Genomic DNA, 24,548 nt, shown 5'->3' on the forward strand with positions numbered 1-24,548 from the left:
GCAATACTTTATAATAATTTATTTAGTTAAATCATCAAAAAATCTTTTTACTCCATCAAAAAATCTTTTTGAACGAGGACTATTATTTTCACCACGAAAACCATGAAAACTTTTTCCTAATTCATATAATAAATGTTTTTGTTCATCATTTAAATTTACTGGTGTTTCAACTACAACGCGACATAACAAATCACCTTGATGTCTATTTTGTACTGATTTTACACCTTTTCCGCGAATACGAAATAGTTTTCCTGATTGTGTTTCATAAGGGATTTTTAATTTAACTTTTCCATCTAATGTAGGTACTTCAATTTCTCCGCCTAATGCAGCCATTGCAAAATTAATTGGTACTTCACAATATAAATTATTTGCTTCTCTTTCAAAAATAGCATGTTTTTTAACAGTTATTTGAACATACAAATCACCAGATTGAGCTCCATTTATACCTGGTTCACCTTCATTATTTAAACGTATTCGGTCATTTGTATCAACTCCTGCCGGTATTTTAACTGATAATGTTTTATATGTTTCTACTCGTCCTGTTCCTCGACATATATTACAAGGATTGATAATGACAGAGCCTCTTCCATGGCATGTAGGACAAGATTGTTGCACAGTAAAAAAACCTTTTCTAGTGTGTATTTGACCTTTTCCATGACATAAAGAACATGAACGAGGTTTTGTTCCTGATTTAGCGCCACTTCCATAACATACAGTACATTTTTGAAGAGCAGGAATTTTGATTTCTTTTTTAGCTCCTTTTACAGCTTCTTCTAAAAAAATTTCCATATTATAACATAAATCAGCTCCTTTTTTGTTTCTCTGTGTGCGATTTCCTCCAAAAATATCACCAAATACATCTCCAAAAATATCACTAAAATCTGAAGAACTAGTAAAACTAGTATATGTATTACTTGATTGTCCATGTTCAAAAGCTGCATGTCCATATTGATCATATGCACTTCTTTTTTCTTCATCAATTAAAATTTCATAAGCTTCTTTAATTTCTTTGAATTTATCTTCAGCAGTTTTGTCACCTTGATTTCTATCAGGATGATATTTCATAGCTAATTTTTTATATGCTTTTTTAATTTCACGCTCTTGAGCTGATTTTGAAACTCCCAAAATTTGATAGTAGTCTTTTTTTGCCATTCTTTCCTACTCTACCTTGATTTAAAAATAAATTGCACGAGCGTAGATTATTTGCTACGCCCGTGCTAGTTGAAATTCCATGATAATCTTTCAATAAAATTAATTATTTTTTAGAGTCTTTAACTTCTTCAAATTCTGCATCTATAACATTATTATCTTGTTGAGTAGAAGACGTGTTTTCATGTTGCGTATTTTTTTGAGATGGATCTTGATTTATTTTTTGTAATTTAGATGATGTTTGTAAAAGATTTTGTATATTTTTTTCTATATTGAATTTATCTTCTCCTTTTAATGCTTTTTCTAATTCTATTAAAGATGCTTCAATATCTTTTTTATTTTGCTCATCAATTGATTCTTTCGCGTCATTTAATTGTTTTTTAACACTATGAATTAATTGATCACCTTGATTTCTTATTTGAATCAATTCTTCAAATTTTTGATCAGCTTCAGAATTAGCTTCTGCATCATTTACCATTTTTTTAATTTCTTCTTCATTTAGTCCAGATGATGCTTTAATAGTAATTTTTTGTTCTTTTCCTGTTTTTTTGTCTTTCGCGGAAACATGCAAAATTCCATCTGAATCAATATCAAATGTTACTTCAATTTGGGCTGTACCTCTTGGAGCTGGTTCAATTCCATCTAAATTAAATTGTCCTAATGATTTATTGTCTGATGCTCTTTTGCGTTCACCTTGCAAAACATGAATTGTTACTGCGGATTGATTATCTTCTGCCGTTGAAAAGACTTGACTGTGTTTTGTAGGAATAGTAGTGTTTTTCTTAATTAAAGAGGTCATAACACCACCCATAGTTTCAATTCCTAATGATAAAGGTGTTACATCTAATAATAATACATCTTTTACATCTCCAGATAGAACTCCGCCTTGTACTGCAGCTCCAACTGCTACAGCTTCATCTGGATTTACATCTTTTCTTGGTTCTTTGCCAAAAAATTCTGCAACTTTTGCTTGAACCATAGGCATTCTAGTTTGACCGCCTACTAATATAATATCATGTATATCTGAAATTGATAATCCTGCATCTTTCAAAGCGACTTTTAATGGTTCAATTGAACGTATTATTAAATCTTCTACTAAAGACTCTAGTTTGGCTCTAGTAACTTTGATATTTAGATGCTTAGGACCATTAGAATCGGCTGTAATATACGGTAGATTAACATCTGTCTGTTGTGCAGATGATAATTCTATTTTTGCTTTTTCTGAAGATTCTTTTAAACGTTGCATAGATAATGGATCGTTTCGTAAATCAATTCCTTGTTCTTTTTTAAATTCTGATACTAAATAATTAATTAATCTACTATCAAAATCTTCTCCTCCAAGATGAGTATCTCCATTAGTTGCAAGTACTTCAAATGTTTTCTCTTTATCAACATCATCAATTTCAATAATAGATATATCAAAAGTACCACCACCTAGATCATATACTGCAACTGTTCTATTGCCCTGACCTTTATCTAAACCATAAGCTAATGCTGCAGCTGTAGGTTCATTAATAATTCTTTTAACTTCTAATCCAGCTATTCTGCCGGCATCTTTAGTGGCTTGACGTTGAGCGTCATTAAAATATGCAGGAACGGTAATTACAGCTTCATGAATTTTTTCTCCTAAATAATCTTCTGCAGTTTTTTTCATCTTTTTTAATACTTCTGCAGAAATTTGAGGAGGTGCCATTTTTTGTTTTTTTACATCAATCCAAGCATCACCATTTTCCGAATTAACGATTTTATATGGCATAATTTTAATATCACGTTGCACTTCATCGTCGGCAAATTTTCTTCCAATTAAACGTTTTATAGCAAACAATGTATTATTTGGATTAGTTATAGCTTGACGTTTTGCAGGTTGTCCAACTAAGACTTCTCCTTCTTGAGTATATGCAATAATTGAAGGTGTAGTACGATCACCTTCAGAGTTTTCTAAGACGCGTGGTTTATTGCCATCCATAATAGCAACACAAGAGTTGGTTGTGCCCAAGTCAATACCAATAATTTTACCCATGAATATTTCTCCTTTGATAAATTTGGGTTTTTGCAATCTTAATGCAGCCATTTTTTTGGCTCTGAATTAATAACATATTGTTTAGTGATATTTTTTATTATTTTCTATAATATTGAATGATTATTAAATGGGGTCGCTTTTTCTTGCATCAAGGTCTATAAAAAAAAAAATAAAGTTTTACATAAGTAAAAAAAATAGAAATTCAATGATTTATTGATTAAAGGAAACAGATTCATTAATATATTTAATGATACAATAAATTCTTAAGACAATATTTTAAAATTCTTTTAAGGAAAATATATGATTGAACAATTATTAATTAATAAAGAATGTCTATCGTTTTTTGTTTTTATAATTGCTTCTTTAGGTTTATGTGGTTTTATGCTTATGTTAAGTTGGTGTTTAGGGGGTAGATCTGTATCTAGAAACAAACATACACCTTTTGAATCAGGAATTATTGCTTCTGATAATGCTTGTCTTCATTTTTCTGTAAAATTTTATTTAATTGCTATGTTTTTTGTTATTTTTGATGTTGAATCGTTATATTTATATGCTTGGTCAGTTAGTATTCGTGAATCTGGATGGGGAGGATTTTTTGAATCCTTTGCTTTTGTAACGTCTCTTTTAATAGCTTTATTTTATTTAATTCGTATTAAAGCATTAAATTTGATATCTTCTTAAAAAAAAGAATCAAATATTATTTAATATTTAATTTTTACTGGAAAATAAAATGAAATATACTTTAACTCGAATAAATACACGTAATGTTCATCAAAAGTATCCACAACAAGAATCGCAATCCGTTGCAGATCCTGTTGAGCAGTATATAAAAAAAAATATTTTTATTGGCAAATTAAGTAAAATATTACATAAAATAGTTAATTGGGGTAGAAAAAATTCTCTTTGGCCTTATAATTTTGGATTATCTTGTTGTTATGTCGAAATGGTTTCTTCTTTTACTTCTATTCATGATGTCGCGCGTTTTGGGGCTGAAGTGTTACGTGCATCTCCGAGACAAGCTGATGTTATGGTTATTGCAGGTACTCCATTTATTAAAATGGCTCCAGTTATTCAAAGATTATATGATCAAATGTTAGAACCGAAATGGGTTATTTCAATGGGAGCATGTGCAAATTCTGGAGGTATGTATGATATTTATTCTGTTGTTCAAGGTATAGATAAATTTTTACCAGTTGATATTTATATTCCCGGTTGTCCTCCTCGTCCTGAAGCGTATATGCAAGGTTTAATGTTATTGCAAAAACTCATTAATGAAGAAAGACGTCCATTATCATGGATAGTAGGAGAACAAGGTATATATCATAAAAAAATGACATCTGAAAAAGATCAAAAAAGAAATAAAAGAATTAATGTCGTAAATCTGCCTACTTCAGAAAAAATTTAGATTAATATGATTGTTTTAATATTAAATATTAATTATTAATCAATATTTTTTTATAAAATTATATTAATATAACTTTAATAAAATTATAAAAGGTTAATATACTATTTTAGTATAATGAGACATGTATGGTTAATTTAATTAACAAAAAAAACAGTTTTACATCTAAAAACAAATCATGTGATTATGAAAAAGATTTAGTAGTACAAAGTTTATTTGATGTATTTGGAAAAGAATTATGCATGTATCAAATAACTTTAACTGGCTTTCCTATCATCTGGATTGATAAAAAAATATTAATTGATGTTGGAAGATTTTTATATGATATGTGTGAGCCTTATACAATGTTGTATGATTTACATGGTGTTGATGAAAGACTAAGATTACATCGTGACAAACTGCCACATGTTGATTTTTCAGTTTTTTATCATTTAATATCTATAGAACGCAATTCTGATATTATGATTAAAGTACCATTATTAGAAGATAATTTAATTTTACCAACTTTTACTAATTTATTTCCGAATGCTAATTGGTACGAACGTGAAGTATGGGATATGTTTGGGATTGTTTTTGATCAACACCCTAATTTAACTCGTATTATTATGCCTAATACGTGGGAAGGGCATCCATTGCGAAAAAATTATTCTGCTAGAGCAACAGAATATGAACCTTTTTTTTTGAATCAAACAAAAGAAGATTTTGAAATGGAAAATTTAAGATTTAAACCTGAATTATGGGGAATGCAACCAAAACATGATAATGTAGAATTTATGTTTTTGAATTTAGGTCCTAATCATCCTTCTGCTCATGGTGCTTTTAGAATTGTTCTTCAATTAGATGGAGAAAAGATTATCGATTGTGTTCCAGATATTGGATACCATCATCGTGGAGCTGAAAAAATGGGCGAACGTCAATCATGGCATAGTTATATTCCATATACTGATCGTATTGAGTATTTAGGAGGTTGTGTTAACGAAATGCCTTATATTTTAGCTGTAGAAAAATTAGCTAATATTTCAGTTCCAGAAAGAGTAGAAGTTATTAGAGTAATGATGTCAGAATTATTTAGAATTAATAGTCATCTTTTATATATTTCTACTTTTATTCAAGATGTTGGTTGTATGACTCCTGTATTTTTTGCTTTTACTGATCGTCAAAAAATTTATGATTTAATTGAAGCAATTACTGGCGCTCGTATGCATCCAGCTTGGTTTCGAATTGGTGGAGTTGCAAATGATTTACCGAAAGGATGGAATGTATTGTTAAAAGATTTTTTAGATTGGATGCCAAAAAGATTAAAATATTATATTAATTCAGCATTAAAGAATAGTATTTTAATTAATCGTTCAAAAAACATTGCTAAATATGATAAAAAATCAGCTTTAGCATGGGGTGTAACTGGGGCAGGTTTACGTGCGACAGGAGTAAATTTTGATATACGAAAAATGAGACCGTATTCTGGATATCAAAATTATGATTTCGAAATACCAGTTGGATCAGGAATTAGTGATGCTTATTCACGAGTAATGCTTAAAGTAGAAGAAATTTATCAAAGCCTCATTATTTTAAAACAGTGTTTAAATAATATGCCAGAAGGTCCTTTTAAATCTTCTAATCCATTAACGACTCCTCCTTCTAAAGAATCTGTTTTACAAAATATTGAAACTATGATTACACATTTTTTACAAGTTTCTTGGGGTCCAGTTATACCAGATAATGAAAGTTTTCAAATGATTGAAGCAACAAAAGGAATTAATAGTTATTATTTAATTAGTGATGGTGGTACGATGAGTTATCGTACAAGAATACGTACACCTAGTTTTCCACATTTACAGCAAATACCTTCCGTAATTCGTGGTAGTTTAATATCAGATTTAATTGTATATCTAGGTAGTATAGATTTTGTTATGTCAGACGTGGATAGATAATTATGTGTAAAAAAAAAGTTATATACGAGAAATTTCTATCAAGTTTCAATTAACTAATGAAGAAATAAATGAGATAGAAAATCAAAAAAAATATTATGAAAATTTTCGTGCTATTTCAATAGAAGCATTAAAAATTGTACAAAAAAAACGTGGTTGGATCTCTGATCAAGCCATTTATGCAATTGCTGAAATATTACAAATTCCTCCTAGTGAAATAGAAGGAGTAGCTACTTTCTATAGCCAAATTTTTCGTCAACCAGTTGGTCGTAACATCATTCGTTATTGTGATAGTGTAGTTTGTTTTTTAACTGGCTATAAAGAAATTAAATCAACGTTAGAAAAATTGTTAAAAATTAAAATAGGAGAAACAACTAAAGATAATCAATTTACTTTATTACCTATTTGTTGCTTAGGGAATTGTGATAAAGGTCCAACCATAATGATTAATGAAGATATATATTCTTTCTTAACTCCAGAGTCTATACCAAGTATATTAGAGCGTTATAAATGAATAATAATTTACGTACTGCAGAAACCCATCCTTTAACATGGCGTTTAAGAGATGATCAAAAAACTGTTTGGATTAAAGAATATTTTTCAAAATGTGGTTATCAAGCATTAAAAAAAACATTGAAAAACATATCACCTCAAGATGTAATTAATATAATTAAAGAATCAGGTCTTAAAGGTAGAGGAGGGGCCGGTTTTTCTACTGGAGTCAAATGGACTTTAATGTCTCAAAATAGCTATAAAAAAAAAAGTCGTTCATATTTAATATGTAATGCTGATGAAATGGAACCCGGAACATATAAAGATAGACTATTAATAGAAAAAATACCTCATCAATTGATTGAAGGAATAATATTATCAGCATATGCATTAAATGTTTCTTATGCTTATATTTTTTTGAGAGGTGAATATATTCAAGCTGAAAAAATTTTACATCAATCTATTAAAGAGGCAAGTTTTTTTAATTTAATTGGATCGAATATTTTAGGAAGCGATTTTAATTGTGAACTGATTTTGCATACTGGAGCTGGACGTTATATTTGCGGAGAAGAAACAGCACTGATTAATTCCTTAGAAGGCCGTAGAGCTAATCCTAGATCTAAACCACCTTTTCCTGCATCATTTGGATTATGGGGACAACCGACTTGTGTTAATAATGTTGAAACATTATCTAATGTTCCAAATATAATATTAAATGGAACAGATTGGTATAAAAATTTATCTTATAGTACTGATGCTGGGACTAAATTAATGGGTTTTTCAGGAAAAGTCAATAACCCAGGTGTTTGGGAAGTGCCTTTTGGTATTACTGCTCGTGAAATTTTAGAAGATTATGCTCATGGTATGAAATCTGGTTGTTTTTTAAAAGCTTGGCAACCAGGAGGTGCAGGAACAGATTTCTTAATTGAAAAACATTTAGATTTACCGATGGATTTTGATAGTATACGTCAAGCTGGTAGTCGATTAGGTACTGCTCTTGCAATGGCAGTAGATCATAACACTAACATGGTTGATCTTGTATATAATATAGAAAAATTTTTTTCTCGAGAATCTTGTGGCTTATGTACTCCATGTAGAGATGGCTTGCCATGGATCGTAAAAATATTAAAAAGTTTAAAAGAAAATAAAGGAAATAAAAATGATATTAAAGATTTAGAAAGATTATGTATTCACTTAGGTCCTGGTAAAACATTTTGCGCGCATGCTCCGGGAGCAATAGAGCCTTTACAAAGTGCTATAAAATATTTTCGATCTGAATTTGAATCAGGTATTAATTTTCATAACGTAAATTTAAATAAAAAAATTATTGGCATTCAATCTAATCATATTTAGTTTGAAAATGAAATACTTATTTTTGAATTAAATTTTATATATAAATTCAAACATTTTGGAACATGTTGTATATGGCTAATATTTATATTGACAATGTCATGTACGTTGTTAAAGAATCAGATAACTTATTACAAGCTTGTTTATCATTAGGAATTGATATTCCTTATTTCTGTTGGCATCCCTTATTAGGCAGTATAGGAGCATGTCGTCAATGCGCTGTCATGAAATATAAGAACTTAGAAGATAATGCCACCAAAAGTGGTCAATTAATTATGTCCTGTATGACCCCTGTAATTGATGGCACTATCATTTCTGTTAATGATACTGAATCAAAAATTTTCAGAAGCGCTATAACTGAATTGTTATTAACTAATCATCCGCATGATTGCCCTGTATGTGAAGAAGGAGGGCATTGTCATTTACAAGATATGACGGTTATGGTGAAACATAATATTCGAAATTATAGATTTAAAAAAAGAACACATAATAATCAATACTTAGGGTCTTTTATAAAACATGAAATGAATCGTTGTATTACATGTTATCGTTGTGTGCGATATTATAATGATTATGCGGATGGAACTGATTTTGGAGTATATGGATCTAATAATAATATTTATTTTGGTCGTATAGAAGACGGAATATTAGAAAATGAGCATTCAGGGAATTTAACAGAATTATGTCCTACCGGTGTATTTACTGATAAAATGCATTCTAAGAAATATAGCCGTAAGTGGGATATTCAGTATGCTCCGAGTATATGTCAAAATTGTAGTATTGGATGTAATATTAGTATTGGAGAACGTTATGGAGAAATTTGCAGAATAGAAAATAGATATCATGAAAAAATTAATCATTATTTAATTTGTGATCTTGGTCGTTTTGGTTACTCCCATACATGTTTAAGTCAACGTCCTAAAAATCCTGTGTATAGTAATAAAAAATATTCAACTATATTAACTTTTGATGAGGCTATTCAAAAAGGAGTAGATTTTTTTAAAAAATTTAAACGTATAATTGGAGTTGGCTCTACAAGAGCAAGTATAGAAAATAATTTTGCATTACAAGAATTAGTTGGAAAAAATAATTTTTCTAATGGAATGTCGAATAAAGAACAAATGTGTGTAAAATTAATTATAGAATTTTTAAAAAATAATTTTATATATACTCCATCATTAAGAGAAATTGAAAGTTATGATGTAATTTTAGTAATAGGAGAAGATTTAACAAAAACATCTCCTCGTGTAGCTTTAGCTGTACGTCAAGCAGTGAAAAATAAAGCAAAAGAAATAAATTATTTAAATGGCATTCCAAAATGGAATTCATCTCCTAGTATTCATATGTCTGAAGAATTAAAAAATTCTTTATTTATATTGCACACACATGAAAATAAATTAGATGATATTTCTGAGTGGTCTTATTTTGCACCTATTGACAAGCAAATTAATTTTGCATCTGCTATTGCTCATGAAATAAATGAAAACTTGCCGCCAGCATATGAATTGAATTCTATATTGCAAAAACAAGCATCATTAATTGCTAAGCGATTAATTTCATCTAAAAAACCTTTAATTATTTCAGGTTCACATTCTTTTGATAGTTCAATGATACAAGCATCTATCAATATAGCCAGTGCTATTAAAAATTATGCACCTAGTAATCATGTTGGAGCAGCTTTTTTTACTCTATCTTCTAATTCTTTAGGAACAGAATTAATTGGAGGCATGTCTATAGAATCTGTCTTGCAAGAAATTGAAAACAAAACAGCAGATGCAATAGTTTTTATGGAATATGATATATATCGTTTTATATCTGAATACGATTGTTATAATCTTTTTAAAAATCAAGAAAATATTATGACTTTAGATCATCAATATACAAAAACTTATCAAAAATCTGGATTAACTTTGCCATCAAAAAATTTTACTGAAAGTTCTGGAACAGTAATTAATTTTGAAGGAAGAGCTCAACGTTTTTTTCAAGTTTATGATCCTAATTTTTATAACAATGATTATTGTCTTTTTGAAAGCTGGAGATGGTTGCATTTTATTAAATCTAAAATTGATAGCACTAAGATATCTTGGCTGAATTTAGATGATGTAATTAATGATTATACTAAAAAATATTTAATTTTTGAACCAATCAAATTAAAAGAGCTAGATTCAAGTTATCGTATTTATGGGCAAAAAATTTCTCGATTGCCTATTCGAAGCAGCGGCAGAACAGCTTTACGTTCTCATATTGATATTCATGAACCTCGTCAACCTATCGATGTTGATACGATGTTTGCTTTTTCAATGGAAGGTTACAATCAACCCAATCAATCTATTGCTCATATTCCTTTTGCTTGGTTTCCAGGATGGAACTCTCCTCAATCATGGAATAAATTTCAAAAAAAAATAGGTGAAAATTTAGTTTCTTCTCATTCCGGGGTTCATATTTTTAAAAACAATCAAATTAATATCAATATACATTCAAAAAATATTTCTAATAATTCTCAAAAAGAAAAATATTTTTATATTATACCGTATTATCATCTTTTTGGAAATGAAGAACTGACGCAATATTCATCTATAATCAAAAAAAATATACCTATAGAATATGCTTTAATTAGTTTAGAACTTGGAACTCTATTAAAATTAAAAAATAATTCAATACTTCAATTCAATTGTTTAAATAAAAATTATCGTTTAGCAATTCAATTTTCTAAATATTTAAGTAAAAATCAGATAGGTCTACCATTGGGAAGAAAAGGATTTCCTATTTCTTTAATTGGTAAAAAAATTAAATTTTTATAGGAATTGATTATATGATCAGATTTGAAGAAAACATATTAGAAATAATTTTTTCTCTTTTCAAAATTTTTTTTCTTTTATTTTTAATAGTTTTTTTTGCTGCTTTATTAAGTGTAATTGAACGAAGATTATTAGCATTATTTCAAAATAGACATGGACCTAATCGAGTAGGTTGGATGGGTAGTTTGCAAATATGCGCAGATATGATTAAAATTTTATTTAAAGAAGATTGGATTCCTTCGTTTAGTAAAAAATATATTTTTGTTATTTCACCTATAATAGCTTTTGTGTCTTTGTTATGTGTAGTTCCTATTATTCCATTTACATCTAATTTTTATATTATTGATTTAAATATAGGTATTTTATTTTTTTTAATGATGGCTAGTTTATCTGTTTATTCTATACTTTTTGCTGGTTGGTCTAGCAATAATAAATATTCTCTATTAGGTGCTATGCGCGCATGTATTCAAACATTAAGTTATGAAGTGTTTTTAGGTTTATCACTCATGGGTGTAGTTGCGCGTGCAGGATCATTCACAATATCAGATATTATAAAAAGTCAAATAGAAATATGGAATATTTTCCCTCAGTTTTTTGGTTTTTTAACTTTTTTTATAGCAGGTTTAGCTGTTTGTCACAGACACCCATTTGATCAACCTGAATCTGAGCAAGAATTAGCAGATGGTTATCATATTGAATATTCAGGAATGAAATTTGGTTTATTTTTTATTGGTGAATATATTTCTATGATTGTTATTTCTTCCTTAATAGTAACTATGTTTTTTGGCGGATGGTTAGGTCCTTGGTTGCCTGGATTTATTTGGTTTTTTTTAAAAACGATATTTTTTATTTTTATGTTTATTCTCATTAGAGCATCATTACCAAGACCAAGGTATGATCAAATATTATTATTTGGATGGCAATATTGTTTACCGATGACATTATTAAATTTATTTTTAACAGCTTTTTTTATTTTACTATGAATTTCATTAGAGATTAATATATGACACTAAAAAATATTATTATTGGGTTTTATACACAAATCAGAAGTTTATTGATGATTATTTCTAATATTTTTTCAAAACCTGAGACTAGATTATATCCAGAAGAAAAATTAAATCTTGCTCCTCGTTATAGAGGTCGTATTATATTAACTCGTAATTTAGATGGAAGAGAACGTTGTGTAGCTTGTAATTTATGCGCAGCAGTTTGTCCTGTTGATTGTATTTCTTTACAAAAATCTGAAAAAATAGATGGTCGGTGGTATCCAAAATTTTTTCGTATTAACTTTTCTCGTTGTATATTTTGTGGTTTATGTGAAGAAGCATGTCCTACAGCTGCGATTCAATTAACTCCTGATATTGAATTATCTGATTTTAAAAGACAAGATTTGGTGTATGAAAAAGAAGATTTATTAATTTCAGGACCAGGAAAATATCCAGATTATAATTTTTATAATTTTTCCGGAGTAGCTATTGCAAATAAAAAAATAGGTGATTTAGATTTTGAGTCTAAACCTGTTAATGTAAAGGATTTATTACCATAAGGAGATTAATATGAATTTGATTTTTTATGCATTATCTTTGATAGCTATAATATCTACCATTTTAACAATTATTCAAAAAAACGTAATATATTCTTTATTATATTTAATTATTTCTTTTTTATCAATATCTGGAATATTTTTTTATCTTGGAGCTTTTTTTGCTGGAGCTTTAGAAGTTATTATTTATGCAGGAGCTATTATAGTATTATTTGTTTTCGTAATTATGATGTTAAACATTAATCAAGAGAATAATATAAAAAAAGAAAATTTTTTAAAACCTATTTATTGGATTGGACCTAGTATTTTATCATTAATATTATTTATTTCTATGACTTATGTTATTTTTTATTTAAAAGATAAAACAATTAATAAATTATTAATTAATTCAAAAATTGTTGGTATAAGTTTATTTGGTCCTTATATATTACTCGTTGAGTTATCTTCAATTCTTTTATTATCCGCTTTAGTTATTGTTTTTCATATTGGAAAAAACTATGAAAATAAATCAAAATTTTATAATTAGTTTTTAACTCAAGGTAATACTTTATGATTTCTTTATTCCACGGATTGTTTTTATCGTTAACATTATTTATTTTAGGTTTAACTTCTTTAATGATAAGACGTAATATATTTTTTTTATTAATTAGTTTAGAAATAATGGTCAATGCTGCTGGATTAGCATTAATAACAGTTGGCAGTTATTGGAAACAAGTAGATGGACAAATAATGTATATATTTGTAATCACTTTAGCAGCATCAGAAGCTAGTATTGCTTTAGCATTATTATTACAACTTTATAAACGTAATAAAACATTAAATATTGATATTTTAAATGAGATGAAAGGATGAATATTATTTTTTTCATAACTCTTTTTCCACTGTTAGGATTTCTTTTTTTATCTTCTATACAAGGTATGATGTCTAAAAAAAATATATCAAATTTAGGAATACTTACAATATTAATATCTTTTTGTACTACTTGTGTTTATGGTTGTCTAATTCACAAACATCATAATCAAATTTTTACACAGATATTATGGAATTGGTTATCTATTAATAATTTAAAAATTAATTGTAGTTTTTTTATAGATGGATTATCTATAAGTATGTTATTTTTAATTACAGGTATTGGTTTATTAGTGCATATTTTTTCTTCCTGGTATATGGAAGATAAAGAAGGCTATTCGCGATTTTTTGCTTATACTAATTTATTTATAGCAAGCATGTCTATTTTAGTACTTGCTGATAATTTTTTATTTATGTATTTAGGATGGGAAGGAGTTAGTGTTTGTTCTTATTTACTCATTGGGTTTTATTATACTAAATATAATAATTATCGATCTGCTTTTAAAGCGTTTATTTTAACTCGTATTTCTGATGTTTTTTTGATTATTGGAATATTTTTGATATATCAAAAATATAATACTTTTAATTTTCAAGAAATTAAGTTTTTATCAACATTTTTAAGTGTAGAAAACATTTTTGATTTAAATTATATTACATTGTTTTTATTAATTGGAGTTATTGGAAAATCAGCACAATTGCCTTTGCAAACTTGGTTATCTGATGCTATGGTTGGTCCTAGTCCTGTTTCAGCTTTAATTCATTCAGCGACTATGGTAACCGCAGGTGTATATTTAATTGCAAGGACACATTTTTTATTTTTACTTACTCCAGATATATTATATGTTATAGAATTATTAAGTATTTTAACAATATTTACTGCTAGTATATCAGCTTTATTTCAAAATGATATAAAACGCATATTAGCTTATTCTACTATGAGTCAAATTGGTTATATGTTTTTAGCTTTAGGAGTGCAAGCATGGAGCGCAGCTATTATACATTTAATTATGCATGGAATATTTAAAGCATTATTATTTTTATCTGCTGGATCATTAATCATTTCGTGTCAAAATCAAAAAAATATATTTAAAATGGGCGGATTAAGAAAAAAATTGCCTTTTTTATATATTAATTTTTTAATTGGAGGAGGATCTTTAGTTGCATTTCCTATATTAACTTCTGGTTTTTATAGTAAAGATGATATTTTGTTCAATATTTTGCAACACGGAGATTTATATTTTTTTTACGTTTCATTATTTTGTTCTTTTTTAACCGCTTTGTATACATTCAGAATGATTTTTGTAATTTTTCACGGCAATGATCATAATACTAATTTAGTAATTCCCAATAATAATTTAAAACATCATATTCCATTGTGTATTTTATTATTACTATCTACTGTATTAGGATCATATATATCATTTCCATTATTTAATATTTTTCCTAATTCTTATTTATTAGATAATAATAAGTTTATTTTAGAGATCATATCTAGCATATTATCTATTTCTGGAATATTTTTATCTTATTTCTTATGGATTAAGCACATTTTTTCAATACAAAAATATTATAAATATTCATTTATACAAAAAATACATTACTTTTTTTTGAATGGATGGGGTTTTGATTATGTTTATAATATTTTTTTTGTAAATATTTATTTATATATATCTAAGATATTCTCTTATGATCCATTTAATAAATTTATGAATTATCTTTTTAAAATAGTAAAAATATGTAACTTTTATTTACTAAAAAGTAGCAATGGTTATGTAAGATGGTATGTATCATCTATGATTTTAGGTATTAATGCAATCTTTATACTAATCCTTTTATATTAAAAGAAAGATATAATAATTTTTTATTTAATTTATTAATACTATAAATAATACATCATATATTTTATTGATTAAATAGTTATCATTAATTAAATAATTATATTAAATAATAGGAATATACTAATAATGTTACTTTCTTTTTTAATTATCATTCCATTTTTAAGTAGTATTTTTTCTTTTTGTTTTTATAAAATAAAAAAAAATATGTCTCGTTGGATTGCTTTATCAGGAACAATTTTAATTTTATTAATTACGATCATCATATTCATTGATAATAATAGTTTTTTGAATATTAAAAAGAATTTAATATGGAATCATCAATTAATTATACCCTGGATTACACGATTTGGCATTGAGTTTCATATCGCAATTGATGGATTCTCGATCATTATGATTTTATTTTCTTTAATATTATCTATTATAGCTATAATATGTTCTTGGAATGAAATTAAGCAGAATGAAGGTTTTTTTTATTTTAATTTTATGTTAGTGGTTACTGGTATTATGGGTATTTTTATGGCCTGTGATTTATTTTTATTTTTTTGTTTTTGGGAAATTATATTATTTCCAATGTATTTTTTAATTGTGCTATGGAGTAATCAAAATACAAAAAATAAAATTGTTATTGCTGCTAATAAGTTTTTTATATATGGACAAATATCTGGTTTAATATTATTGTCATCTATTTTATTAATAGTTTTAAGTTATTACAAAAGCACTAATATATTGACTTTTAATTATAATATATTATTGCACATGCATATTAATCAAAAAATAGAATATATTGCAATGATAGGTTTTTTTTTAGCATTTATTATAAAAATGCCGATTGTGCCGTTTCACGGATGGTTACCAAATGTACATGCTAAATCTATTTCTTGTGGATCTGTTGAAATCATTGGTATATTATTGAAAACTGCTCCTTATGCATTAATAAGATATAATTTAATGTTATTTCCAAATGCCAGTAAGACATTTGCTCCAATAGCAATATTTTTAGGTTTATTTAGTATATTTTATGGAGCTTGGATAGCTTTTTCACAAGAAAATATTAAGAAATTTATTGCCTATTCTTCGATTTCTCACATGGGATTAATTTTAATTGCTATTTATAGTACAAGTGAAATAGCGCTGCAAGGTGTCATAATTCACATTTTGTCAAGTAGTTTGACTTCTGCAGCTTTATGTATTGTATCTGGACAATTATGTAAATATTTTCAAACTCAAAATATTAATTCTATGGGAGGTTTATGGTCTCATATTTATTGGCTTCCAGGTTTATCTTTATTTTTTTCTTTATCAAATTTAGGAATTCCTGGAACTGGTAATTTTATTGGTGAATTTTTGATCTTATCTGGAATGTTCAAAATATTTCCATATTTTGCAATTTTAGGAACAATTAGTATAATTTTTTCTTCTATTTATTCGTTAAATTTTATACAAAATATCTTTTATGGTTCATGTGCAAAACATAGTTCTGTTATATTTATTCAAAAAAGAATTTTATGCATATTGATAATAATAGCAATAATGATAATTTTCTTAGGTTTATATCCACAAGCTATTATAAATATTTCATATGATTCTATATATAATATTTATAAAAGAATTTAATTACTTAATTTTATAAATAAGGTTTTAATTAAAAATGATAATAAATTTACAACAATTAACAGCTTTGCTGCCTTTGTTGATTATGATATTTACTGCAATGACAATAATGTTATCTATTGCTTATAATCGAAATCATTTTTTTGTTGTGTTATTAAGTATTTTTGGATTAATCTTTTCATTTTTTTCTTTATATTTATTAATACCAATTTTACCTATAGATATTTATGGTTTATTTCATGTGACTCATTATTCTATTTTATATATGAGTATGATTATATTCTCTAGTATTAGTACCTGTATCTTTGGATATGAATGGTTAAAAAATTTTTCTTATAATAAAGAGGAATTTTATTTTTTGATTATTATTGCTCATTTAGGAGCAATGTCATTAATTATATCTAATCACATGGCTTCATTTTTTATAAATATTGAAGTATTATCATTACCAATTTTCGGTTTAATTGCTTATTCGTCGTATCAAAAATATTCTTTAGAAGCTGCTTTAAAGTATATTATTTTATCTGGTGTATCATCTAGTTTTTTATTATTTGGTATAGCGTGGGTTTATTCAATTTCTGGATCGTTAAATTTTGCATCAATTATTCCTCTTGTGAATAGCCTTGCTTACCATGAAGAATTGATTGTATTATTTGGAATGAGTATGATACTGTTATCAGTATTATTTAAACTATCTATTGTTCCATTTCATTTATGGACTCCTGATATTTATCAAGGCACTCCTGCGTCTGTATTATCTTTTTTTTCTACTGCAGGTAAAATTGCTATTTTTAGTATGTTATTAACTTTTTTATCACATATTTCTTATTCAAATAAAACAATACATTTTTTATTATCATTAATAATTGTTCTTTCGATGTTATTTGGAAATTTAATGGCTATTTTTCAAAATAATATTAAAAGATTATTTGGTTATTCTTCTATATCTCAAATAGGTTATCTTTTTATTATATTTTTGGCATCAAATAAAAATTATTATTTTTCTTTAGAAGCTAGCGTAATATATCTTTATAGTTATCTATTTAGTAATATTGCATTTTTTGGTATTATCAATTTGATAACTAATCATAATCAAACTAATAATGTAAATACATTACATAGATATCAAGGATTGTTTTGGTCTAATCCACTTATATCCATGATACTAACTTTAGTTCTTTTATCTTTATCTGGTTTTCCTTTAACATTTGGATTTATTAGTAAATTTTATATATTATCTATTATCATTCATGAACATTTATGGATAATAGGTTTAGTATTTTTAATTAGTACCTTGCTGGGTTTTTATTGTTATTTAAGAGTCATTTTAAATTTGTATTTACAACCATTACAACTAGTAAGTAATGAGATTAGTATATCTCGTCACTGGTTATATACTCCATCTGGAGTAATAATATTTATTTCAGGAATATTTTTATTGATTTTAGGCATGTATCCAAATCAATTAATTAATTTAGTACAATTGTCTATAAAAGTTTAATTTAATAATATTACTATGATATTAATCATAGATAAGACTTATGAAAATTGTTAAATTTAATATTTTATATAATTCTAAAAAGTTATATATTAATATAATATCAATTCATCAATTATAAAAATATAATTTGAAAAACATTTAAAATATTATTTAATAAAAAAATAATAAGAGAATATGATCAATAAAAATGATTCTTTATCTGTTTGGCTTAAAAAATTAGAAAAATTAAACAAAAAAACAACATTTAATCTTAATCAATTAAAATGGATTGCTAAAAAGTTAAATGTTTTATACTTGCAATCTTTTATCTTTACAGTAGCTGGAACGAATGGTAAAGGAACTACTTGTTTCATGTTAGAACAATTATTATTACATTCAGGTTATCAAGTAGGATTGTATACATCGCCTCATTTATTTGATTATAAAGAAAGAATACGAGTCAATGGATTATTATTAAAAGAAGAAGATCATATTTCTGCTTTTCAAAAAATAGAATTTATAAGAGATTCTATTGAACTAACGTATTTTGAATTTATTACACTTTCAGCATTAATATTATTTAAAAGATATGAATTAGATTTTATAATATTAGAAGTAGGTTTAGGAGGAAGATTAGATGCAACTAATATTATTGATTCAGATATATCTATTATTACTAATATTGGCATAGATCATATTGAATATTTAGGAAAAGATCGTGAAAGTATTGCATATGAAAAATCTGGTATTTTTAGAAGCAATAAAATTGCTATTATTGGAGAGACAGATATTCCTAACTCTATGAATAAAATAGCTTTAAATACCAAAACAATATTAAAAAAAATTAATATAGATTGGTATTTTTATAAATATGATAAATATTGGAGCTTTATTCATTCTAATATTAAATTATATGACTTACCTATCACTCAAATACCATTATCTAGTGCAGCTCTTGCTTTATCTGCTATTTATTATTCTGGTTATTACATTAATCAAAATGTCATAAGAAAGTTGCTTCCTTCTGTTCAATTATCGGGCAGGTTTCAAACTATTTCTATTTCTCCTCATGTTATTATAGATGTAGCTCATAATCCTCATGCTGCATTATATTTATCTCATAAATTAGATGAAATGCATATTATTGGTAAAATATATGCAGTAGTAGGAATATTAAAAGATAAAGACATTACAGGTATTATAAATCAATTAAAAAATAAAATTGATTATTGGTTAGTATCTCCATTAAAAAATGTTCGTACTGCAACTTCAATACAATTGAGAAATATATTTCCTATTCATAATACATCAATCTTTAATAATATAAGTGAAGCTTATAAAAAAGCATATATAACAGCAAAAAAAGAAGATTTAATTTTAGTATTCGGTTCTTTTTTTACTATTTCAGAACTTTTTTCATTACATGTATAAATAATAAAATATATTAAAAATATTATGCTTTTCTTAGATTATATTGTTATCTTAACTATTATTAGTTCATTTTGTTTTGGTATATGCCGCGGGTTTAATCAAGAAGTAATTGCTTCTTTTTTTTGGTTTTTTAATTTTTATTTTTTTAGTAAATATAATTATTTTTTTCATTTTTTTCACAATTCTATTCAAAATATTTTTTTAATAAATCATTTTTTCATATTTTTTATGATGATTTTTTTTTTATAATAAAACGTACATTAAATTTTTATATAAAAAAAATTATTAAAAAAATGCATATTTCTTATTGGAATATTTTATTAGGAGGTATATTCGGAATTATTCGAGGTATAATATTAGCGTGTTTTATTTTATTGATATTTAGCTATATTAGTCAAAAAAACTATAATTATTATATTAATCATTCTATATTAATTAATAGATTTATAATATGCACAATGTTTTTATTATATTAAACTAAGCACATTATTGTTAATGTCAAAATTATAGTGTGCTTAGAATAAATTGTATTTTCAAAAAGTATATTAATGCTCAAACATAGCAGAAATTGATTCTTCGTTACTAATACGTCTAATTGCTTCAGCAAGCATTCCTGATAATGTTAATGTGCGTACATTTGGTAGTAATGCTATTTGCTTTGACAAAGGAATGGTGTCACATACTACTACTTCATCTATAACAGAAGTTTGTAGATTAATCAAAGCATTTCCAGAAAAAATAGGATGAGTAGCATATGCAAAAACTCTCTTAGCACCTCTTTCTTTTAAAGCTTCTGCAGCTTTACATAAAGTGCCACCTGTATCTATCATATCATCTACTAAAATACAATCACGATTTGCTACATCTCCAATAATATGCATGATTTGTGATACATTAGCATGAGGCCTTCTTTTATCAATAATAGCCATATCAGTATCATAAAGCAATTTAGCAATTGCTCTTGCTCGAACGACTCCTCCTATATCAGGAGAAACAACAATAGGATTTTTTAATTCTCTTTGCAACATATCTTCTAGTAAAATCAAACTACCAAAAACATTGTCTACTGGTACATCAAAAAAACCTTGTATTTGTTCTGCATGTAAATCTACTGTTAATACACGATCAACTCCAATACTAGATAAAAAATCAGCTACTACTTTAGCTGTTATAGGTACTCTAGCTGATCTTACACGACGGTCTTGGCGAGCATATCCAAAATATGGTATTACTGCTGTAATTCTTCCAGCAGATGCTCTTCTTAATGCATCTACCATAACTACTAGTTCCATAATATTATCATTAGTGGGTGAACAAGTAGATTGAATGATAAATACATCACCTCCTCTAACATTTTCATTAATTTGTACACTGACTTCACCATCACTAAATCGACCTACAGACGCATTACCTAAATTAATATATAATCTATTAGCAATATATTTTGCTAATTTTGGAATAGAATTTCCTGCAAAAAGTTTCATGTCTGACATAAAACAACCTTTTCATTTTATTCAAAAATAATATTTTTGAAAATTTTAATAAATAAATTTATATTAAGAGATTGTTTAATCAAAACATATTATTAATTAAACATTTTATGTAATGGTGAAATATTAACACTTTTCGTAATAAAGCTTGTTGTATCTTTTGGTATTAGTTTAAATATTTTTTGTGCAGATTGTTTATCATTAAATTCAGAAAATATACAAGAACCGGTCCCTGTCATTCGAAATGGAGCATATGAAGATAATATAGAAATTAATTTTTTTATTTTAATAAATTTATTTTTTGCTATATCTTCAAAAACGTTTTTGAATGGTAAATGCAATAGTTCTTGAATAGATTTTTTAGAACTATATTGCATTAAACTAAGATTTTCAAACATGTTTTTTGTTGAAATAGTAGTATTAGGATAGACTATTAAATACCATTTTTCTTGCGTTTGAATCGGATGAAATATATCGCCTATTCCTTCAATAATAGCTGTTTTTCCCATAATAAAACCAGGTATATCTGATCCTATTTCTAGACTGAATAAAGATAATTCTTCTAAAGTGAATTGTGTATTCCATAATTGATTCAATAGAATTAATGTAGTTGCTGCATTAGATGATCCCCCTCCTAATCCACTGCCTATAGGTATATTTTTTTTTAAAAATATTTTTGCCCCATTTAGAGAATTATGTAATCTTTTATAAAAAATTCCTTTCTGTTTTAATAATTTAGCAGCAGTAATAATACTGTTTTTTTTATTTAAAAGATTTTTGTTTTTAGTAAATAATTCAATATAACCTGTGTTATTAGGAATAATTTTTAATGTGTCTCCGTAATTTAGAAATTGAAATAATGTTTGTATATTATGATATTTATTTGAACGTATACCTGTGACATATAAAAACAAATTAATTTTTGCAGGTGATGGCCACCATGTATAGATTGTTTTAATTTTCATTGAATAATATATAAAAAGATTTTAATGTAAATATTAATTAAAATTACAATGAGATGATTTGCAATGATATAATTTTACAATATAAATATTTTTATTAATGTAAGAATCATTACATTAAAATGTTTTATTATCATATTAAATGATATTTATAAACAATTATTTTATTTTAATTAAAAATATTTTACGCAATACTTTTATTATAAGGATTTTATGAATAATTCTATTTTAAATAAATTAAAATCTTTGCGTGATCGCTATCAAGAACTTGAATATATGCTTGCTCAGCAGGACACTATTACTAATAGAGAATATTTTAAAACTTTATCTAAAGAGTATTTAAAATTATCTAAAATTATGAAAAATTTTATTCAATGGGAAGAATTACATCATGACATCCAAAATATTAAAATTTTGTTAAATGATATAGAAATGCAAGAAATAGCTAAAGAAGAATTATATGTATTGCATCAAAAAAAAAATATTTTAGAAAAAAAAATAAATATTTTATTATTGCCTGAAAACCCTAATGACCAACATAGTTGTTTTGTTGAAATTAGATCAGCTACTGGTGGAGATGAATCTGCAATTTTTGCTGGTGAATTATTTAGAATGTATTCCAGGTATGCTGAACTTTGTGGATGGAAATCAGAAATTATATATACGAGTGAAAGTGAAAAAGGAGGATTTAAAGAAATTATTTTAAAAATTAAAGGAAAAGGTGCATGTGGCCGCTTAAAATTTGAATCAGGGGGGCATCGTGTGCAACGAGTTCCAGAAACAGAATCACAAGGGAGAATACATACTTCTACTTGTACTGTAGCAGTCATGCCGGTTATTCCTCAAGCTGAAAAAGCAGAAATTAATTCATCTGATTTAAAAATTGATACTTTTCGCTCTTCCGGTGCTGGTGGTCAGCATGTTAATACTACTGATTCTGCTATTAGAATTACACATCTTCCTACTGGACAAGTGGTAGAATGTCAAGATGAACGTTCACAACATAAAAATAAAGCTAAAGCATTATCTATTTTATCTGCACGTATTTATGCAGCTCAATTAGAAAAAATACATCAAGAAAATTCTTCAATAAGAAAAGTATTATTAGGTAGCGGAAGTAGATCAGATAGAAATAGAACATATAATTTTCCTCAAAATCGAATCACAGATCATAGAATTAATTTAACTATTTATAAATTAGATGAAGTATTACAAGGAAAATTAGATGTTCTTATTGATCCGATAAGCCAAGAATATCAAGCAGATTTATTATCTTCTTTATCACAAGAAAAAATATGAATATTCAAAAATGGATTAAATATTGGATGAAAAAATTATGTTATTCTGATAATCCTCAATATGAAGCTAGATTATTATTATCGTATGTGACAAAATACACTTATAGTTTCATTCTGCAATCAGATGAAATTATTTTAACAAAAAAACAGTATAAATTATTAAATCATTTTATTTATCGTAGATCTTTAGGAGAACCTATTGCTTATATAATAAAAGAAAAAGAATTTTGGTCTTTGTCTTTATCTGTTTCATATGATACTCTTATTCCAAGGCCTGATACAGAAATTTTAGTAGAAACAGCGCTATCTAAGATTCATAATCCTTCTGCTCTTATTCTTGATTTAGGCACTGGATGCGGAGCAATTGCTTTAGCTTTATCAAGCATCTGTTCTGATTGGCAAATTGTTGGTGTTGATAAATCAGAACAAGCTATTAAAATAGCTAATTTAAATGCATTAAAATTAAATTTTAAAAATATTTCTTTTTTTTATAGTGATTGGTTTTCAAATATTCATAATAAATTTCATATTATTATTAGCAACCCACCATATATTAGTGCAAAAGAAATAAAATTTTTAAAAAAAGATATTTTTTTTGAACCCATTAGTGCTTTAATTGCTGCTCAAAATGGTTTATCAGAAATTAAAAAGATTATAAAACAATCGAAATATTATTTATTTTTTGGAGGTTGGTTATTAATAGAACATGGATGGAAACAAAAATTATCAGTACAATATTTATTTAAACAATATAATTTTTGTGCAATACAATCTTATCAAGATTATGGAGGCAATGATCGTGTAACTATAGGACAATATAATAAATAACATTGTATTATGTTTTATAAAATTGAAATGTTTTATTAACAAAAATTAAAAAAAATGTTATATTTTAATATTAAGTATA

The 24,548-nt window shown here is 26.2% G+C and carries 21 protein-coding genes; 17 read left to right on the forward strand and 4 right to left on the reverse strand.

Features of this window, described 5'->3' with window-relative positions:
* Window positions 1-18: 18 nt before the first annotated feature.
* Together dnaJ and dnaK are read right to left on the reverse strand one after the other, a co-directional pair.
* Entirely contained in the window at window positions 19-1,152 is a 1,134-nt protein-coding gene (dnaJ, locus tag GUU85_RS00705; RefSeq protein ID WP_163119043.1) for a molecular chaperone DnaJ, read from the reverse strand.
* Between the two features lie 103 nt (window positions 1,153-1,255).
* Window positions 1,256-3,169 carry a molecular chaperone DnaK gene (gene dnaK, locus GUU85_RS00710; RefSeq protein WP_163119045.1) on the reverse strand — a complete coding sequence of 638 codons (1,914 nt, stop codon included), beginning with the start codon at window positions 3,167-3,169 and terminating at the stop codon, window positions 1,256-1,258.
* Between the two features lie 300 nt (window positions 3,170-3,469).
* Between dnaK and ndhC the strand changes: the two genes are divergently transcribed.
* The 15 genes from ndhC (at window position 3,470) to GUU85_RS00785 (ending at window position 20,367) form a co-directional block, all read left to right on the forward strand.
* Window positions 3,470-3,850, forward strand: a complete 381-nt coding sequence (gene ndhC / locus GUU85_RS00715; protein WP_163119047.1) for an NADH-quinone oxidoreductase subunit A — start codon at window positions 3,470-3,472, stop codon at window positions 3,848-3,850.
* A gap of 49 nt (window positions 3,851-3,899) precedes the next feature.
* The gene (locus GUU85_RS00720) at window positions 3,900-4,574 is read left to right on the forward strand and encodes a NuoB/complex I 20 kDa subunit family protein (RefSeq protein ID WP_163119049.1); all 675 of its coding nucleotides are present in this window, start codon (window positions 3,900-3,902) and stop codon (window positions 4,572-4,574) included.
* 125 nt (window positions 4,575-4,699) lie between these two features.
* The gene (gene nuoC / locus GUU85_RS00725; RefSeq protein WP_163119051.1) at window positions 4,700-6,502 is read left to right on the forward strand and encodes an NADH-quinone oxidoreductase subunit C/D; all 1,803 of its coding nucleotides are present in this window, start codon (window positions 4,700-4,702) and stop codon (window positions 6,500-6,502) included.
* A 22-nt stretch (window positions 6,503-6,524) separates the two neighbouring features.
* Entirely contained in the window at window positions 6,525-7,013 is a 489-nt protein-coding gene (gene nuoE / locus GUU85_RS00730) for an NADH-quinone oxidoreductase subunit NuoE (protein ID WP_163119765.1), read from the forward strand.
* The gene (gene nuoF, locus GUU85_RS00735) at window positions 7,010-8,344 is read left to right on the forward strand and encodes an NADH-quinone oxidoreductase subunit NuoF (protein ID WP_163119053.1); all 1,335 of its coding nucleotides are present in this window, start codon (window positions 7,010-7,012) and stop codon (window positions 8,342-8,344) included. Before nuoE ends, nuoF begins: the two co-directional genes overlap by 4 nt.
* A gap of 71 nt (window positions 8,345-8,415) precedes the next feature.
* The gene (gene nuoG / locus GUU85_RS00740; protein ID WP_163119055.1) at window positions 8,416-11,142 is read left to right on the forward strand and encodes an NADH-quinone oxidoreductase subunit NuoG; all 2,727 of its coding nucleotides are present in this window, start codon (window positions 8,416-8,418) and stop codon (window positions 11,140-11,142) included.
* A gap of 11 nt (window positions 11,143-11,153) precedes the next feature.
* A complete protein-coding gene (gene nuoH / locus GUU85_RS00745) occupies window positions 11,154-12,122 on the forward strand; it encodes an NADH-quinone oxidoreductase subunit NuoH (protein WP_163119057.1) in 969 nt (322 codons plus the stop codon).
* Between the two features lie 20 nt (window positions 12,123-12,142).
* Window positions 12,143-12,685 carry an NADH-quinone oxidoreductase subunit NuoI gene (nuoI, locus tag GUU85_RS00750; RefSeq protein WP_163119059.1) on the forward strand — a complete coding sequence of 181 codons (543 nt, stop codon included), beginning with the start codon at window positions 12,143-12,145 and terminating at the stop codon, window positions 12,683-12,685.
* 10 nt (window positions 12,686-12,695) lie between these two features.
* Window positions 12,696-13,208 carry an NADH-quinone oxidoreductase subunit J gene (gene nuoJ / locus GUU85_RS00755; protein WP_163119061.1) on the forward strand — a complete coding sequence of 171 codons (513 nt, stop codon included), beginning with the start codon at window positions 12,696-12,698 and terminating at the stop codon, window positions 13,206-13,208.
* A gap of 23 nt (window positions 13,209-13,231) precedes the next feature.
* Window positions 13,232-13,534, forward strand: a complete 303-nt coding sequence (gene nuoK / locus GUU85_RS00760) for an NADH-quinone oxidoreductase subunit NuoK (RefSeq protein ID WP_163119063.1) — start codon at window positions 13,232-13,234, stop codon at window positions 13,532-13,534.
* Window positions 13,531-15,372, forward strand: a complete 1,842-nt coding sequence (nuoL, locus tag GUU85_RS00765) for an NADH-quinone oxidoreductase subunit L (RefSeq protein WP_163119065.1) — start codon at window positions 13,531-13,533, stop codon at window positions 15,370-15,372. The genes nuoK and nuoL overlap by 4 nt, the downstream gene beginning before the upstream one ends.
* A 123-nt stretch (window positions 15,373-15,495) precedes the next feature.
* On the forward strand, window positions 15,496-16,983 hold the full coding sequence (locus GUU85_RS00770) for an NADH-quinone oxidoreductase subunit M (RefSeq protein WP_163119067.1): 1,488 nt from the start codon (window positions 15,496-15,498) through the stop codon (window positions 16,981-16,983).
* Between the two features lie 34 nt (window positions 16,984-17,017).
* A complete protein-coding gene (locus GUU85_RS00775; protein WP_163119068.1) occupies window positions 17,018-18,481 on the forward strand; it encodes an NADH-quinone oxidoreductase subunit N in 1,464 nt (487 codons plus the stop codon).
* A gap of 174 nt (window positions 18,482-18,655) precedes the next feature.
* Window positions 18,656-19,891, forward strand: coding sequence for a bifunctional tetrahydrofolate synthase/dihydrofolate synthase (folC, locus tag GUU85_RS00780; protein ID WP_163119070.1), 1,236 nt, complete (start codon window positions 18,656-18,658; stop codon window positions 19,889-19,891).
* A gap of 293 nt (window positions 19,892-20,184) precedes the next feature.
* On the forward strand, window positions 20,185-20,367 hold the full coding sequence (locus tag GUU85_RS00785; RefSeq protein WP_254056361.1) for a CvpA family protein: 183 nt from the start codon (window positions 20,185-20,187) through the stop codon (window positions 20,365-20,367).
* A 69-nt stretch (window positions 20,368-20,436) separates the two neighbouring features.
* On the opposite strand, the gene GUU85_RS00790 is transcribed toward GUU85_RS00785, so the two are convergent.
* Both GUU85_RS00790 and ispE read right to left on the reverse strand, forming a co-directional pair.
* Window positions 20,437-21,384: a ribose-phosphate pyrophosphokinase gene (locus tag GUU85_RS00790; protein WP_163119072.1), complete on the reverse strand. Its 948-nt coding sequence runs from the start codon at window positions 21,382-21,384 to the stop codon at window positions 20,437-20,439.
* A 92-nt stretch (window positions 21,385-21,476) separates the two neighbouring features.
* A complete protein-coding gene (gene ispE / locus GUU85_RS00795; protein ID WP_163119074.1) occupies window positions 21,477-22,346 on the reverse strand; it encodes a 4-(cytidine 5'-diphospho)-2-C-methyl-D-erythritol kinase in 870 nt (289 codons plus the stop codon).
* 210 nt (window positions 22,347-22,556) lie between these two features.
* On the opposite strand from ispE, the gene prfA reads away from it, so the two are divergent.
* Window positions 22,557-23,642 carry a peptide chain release factor 1 gene (gene prfA, locus GUU85_RS00800; protein WP_163119075.1) on the forward strand — a complete coding sequence of 362 codons (1,086 nt, stop codon included), beginning with the start codon at window positions 22,557-22,559 and terminating at the stop codon, window positions 23,640-23,642.
* Window positions 23,639-24,469 (forward strand): peptide chain release factor N(5)-glutamine methyltransferase, encoded by an 831-nt coding sequence (gene prmC / locus GUU85_RS00805; RefSeq protein WP_163119077.1) that lies wholly within the window; start codon window positions 23,639-23,641, stop codon window positions 24,467-24,469. Before prfA ends, prmC begins: the two co-directional genes overlap by 4 nt.
* Window positions 24,470-24,548 lie beyond the last annotated feature (79 nt).

This window comes from Buchnera aphidicola (Uroleucon sonchi), assembly GCF_011035165.1.
GTDB classification, from domain to species: domain Bacteria; phylum Pseudomonadota; class Gammaproteobacteria; order Enterobacterales; family Enterobacteriaceae; genus Buchnera; species Buchnera aphidicola_BE.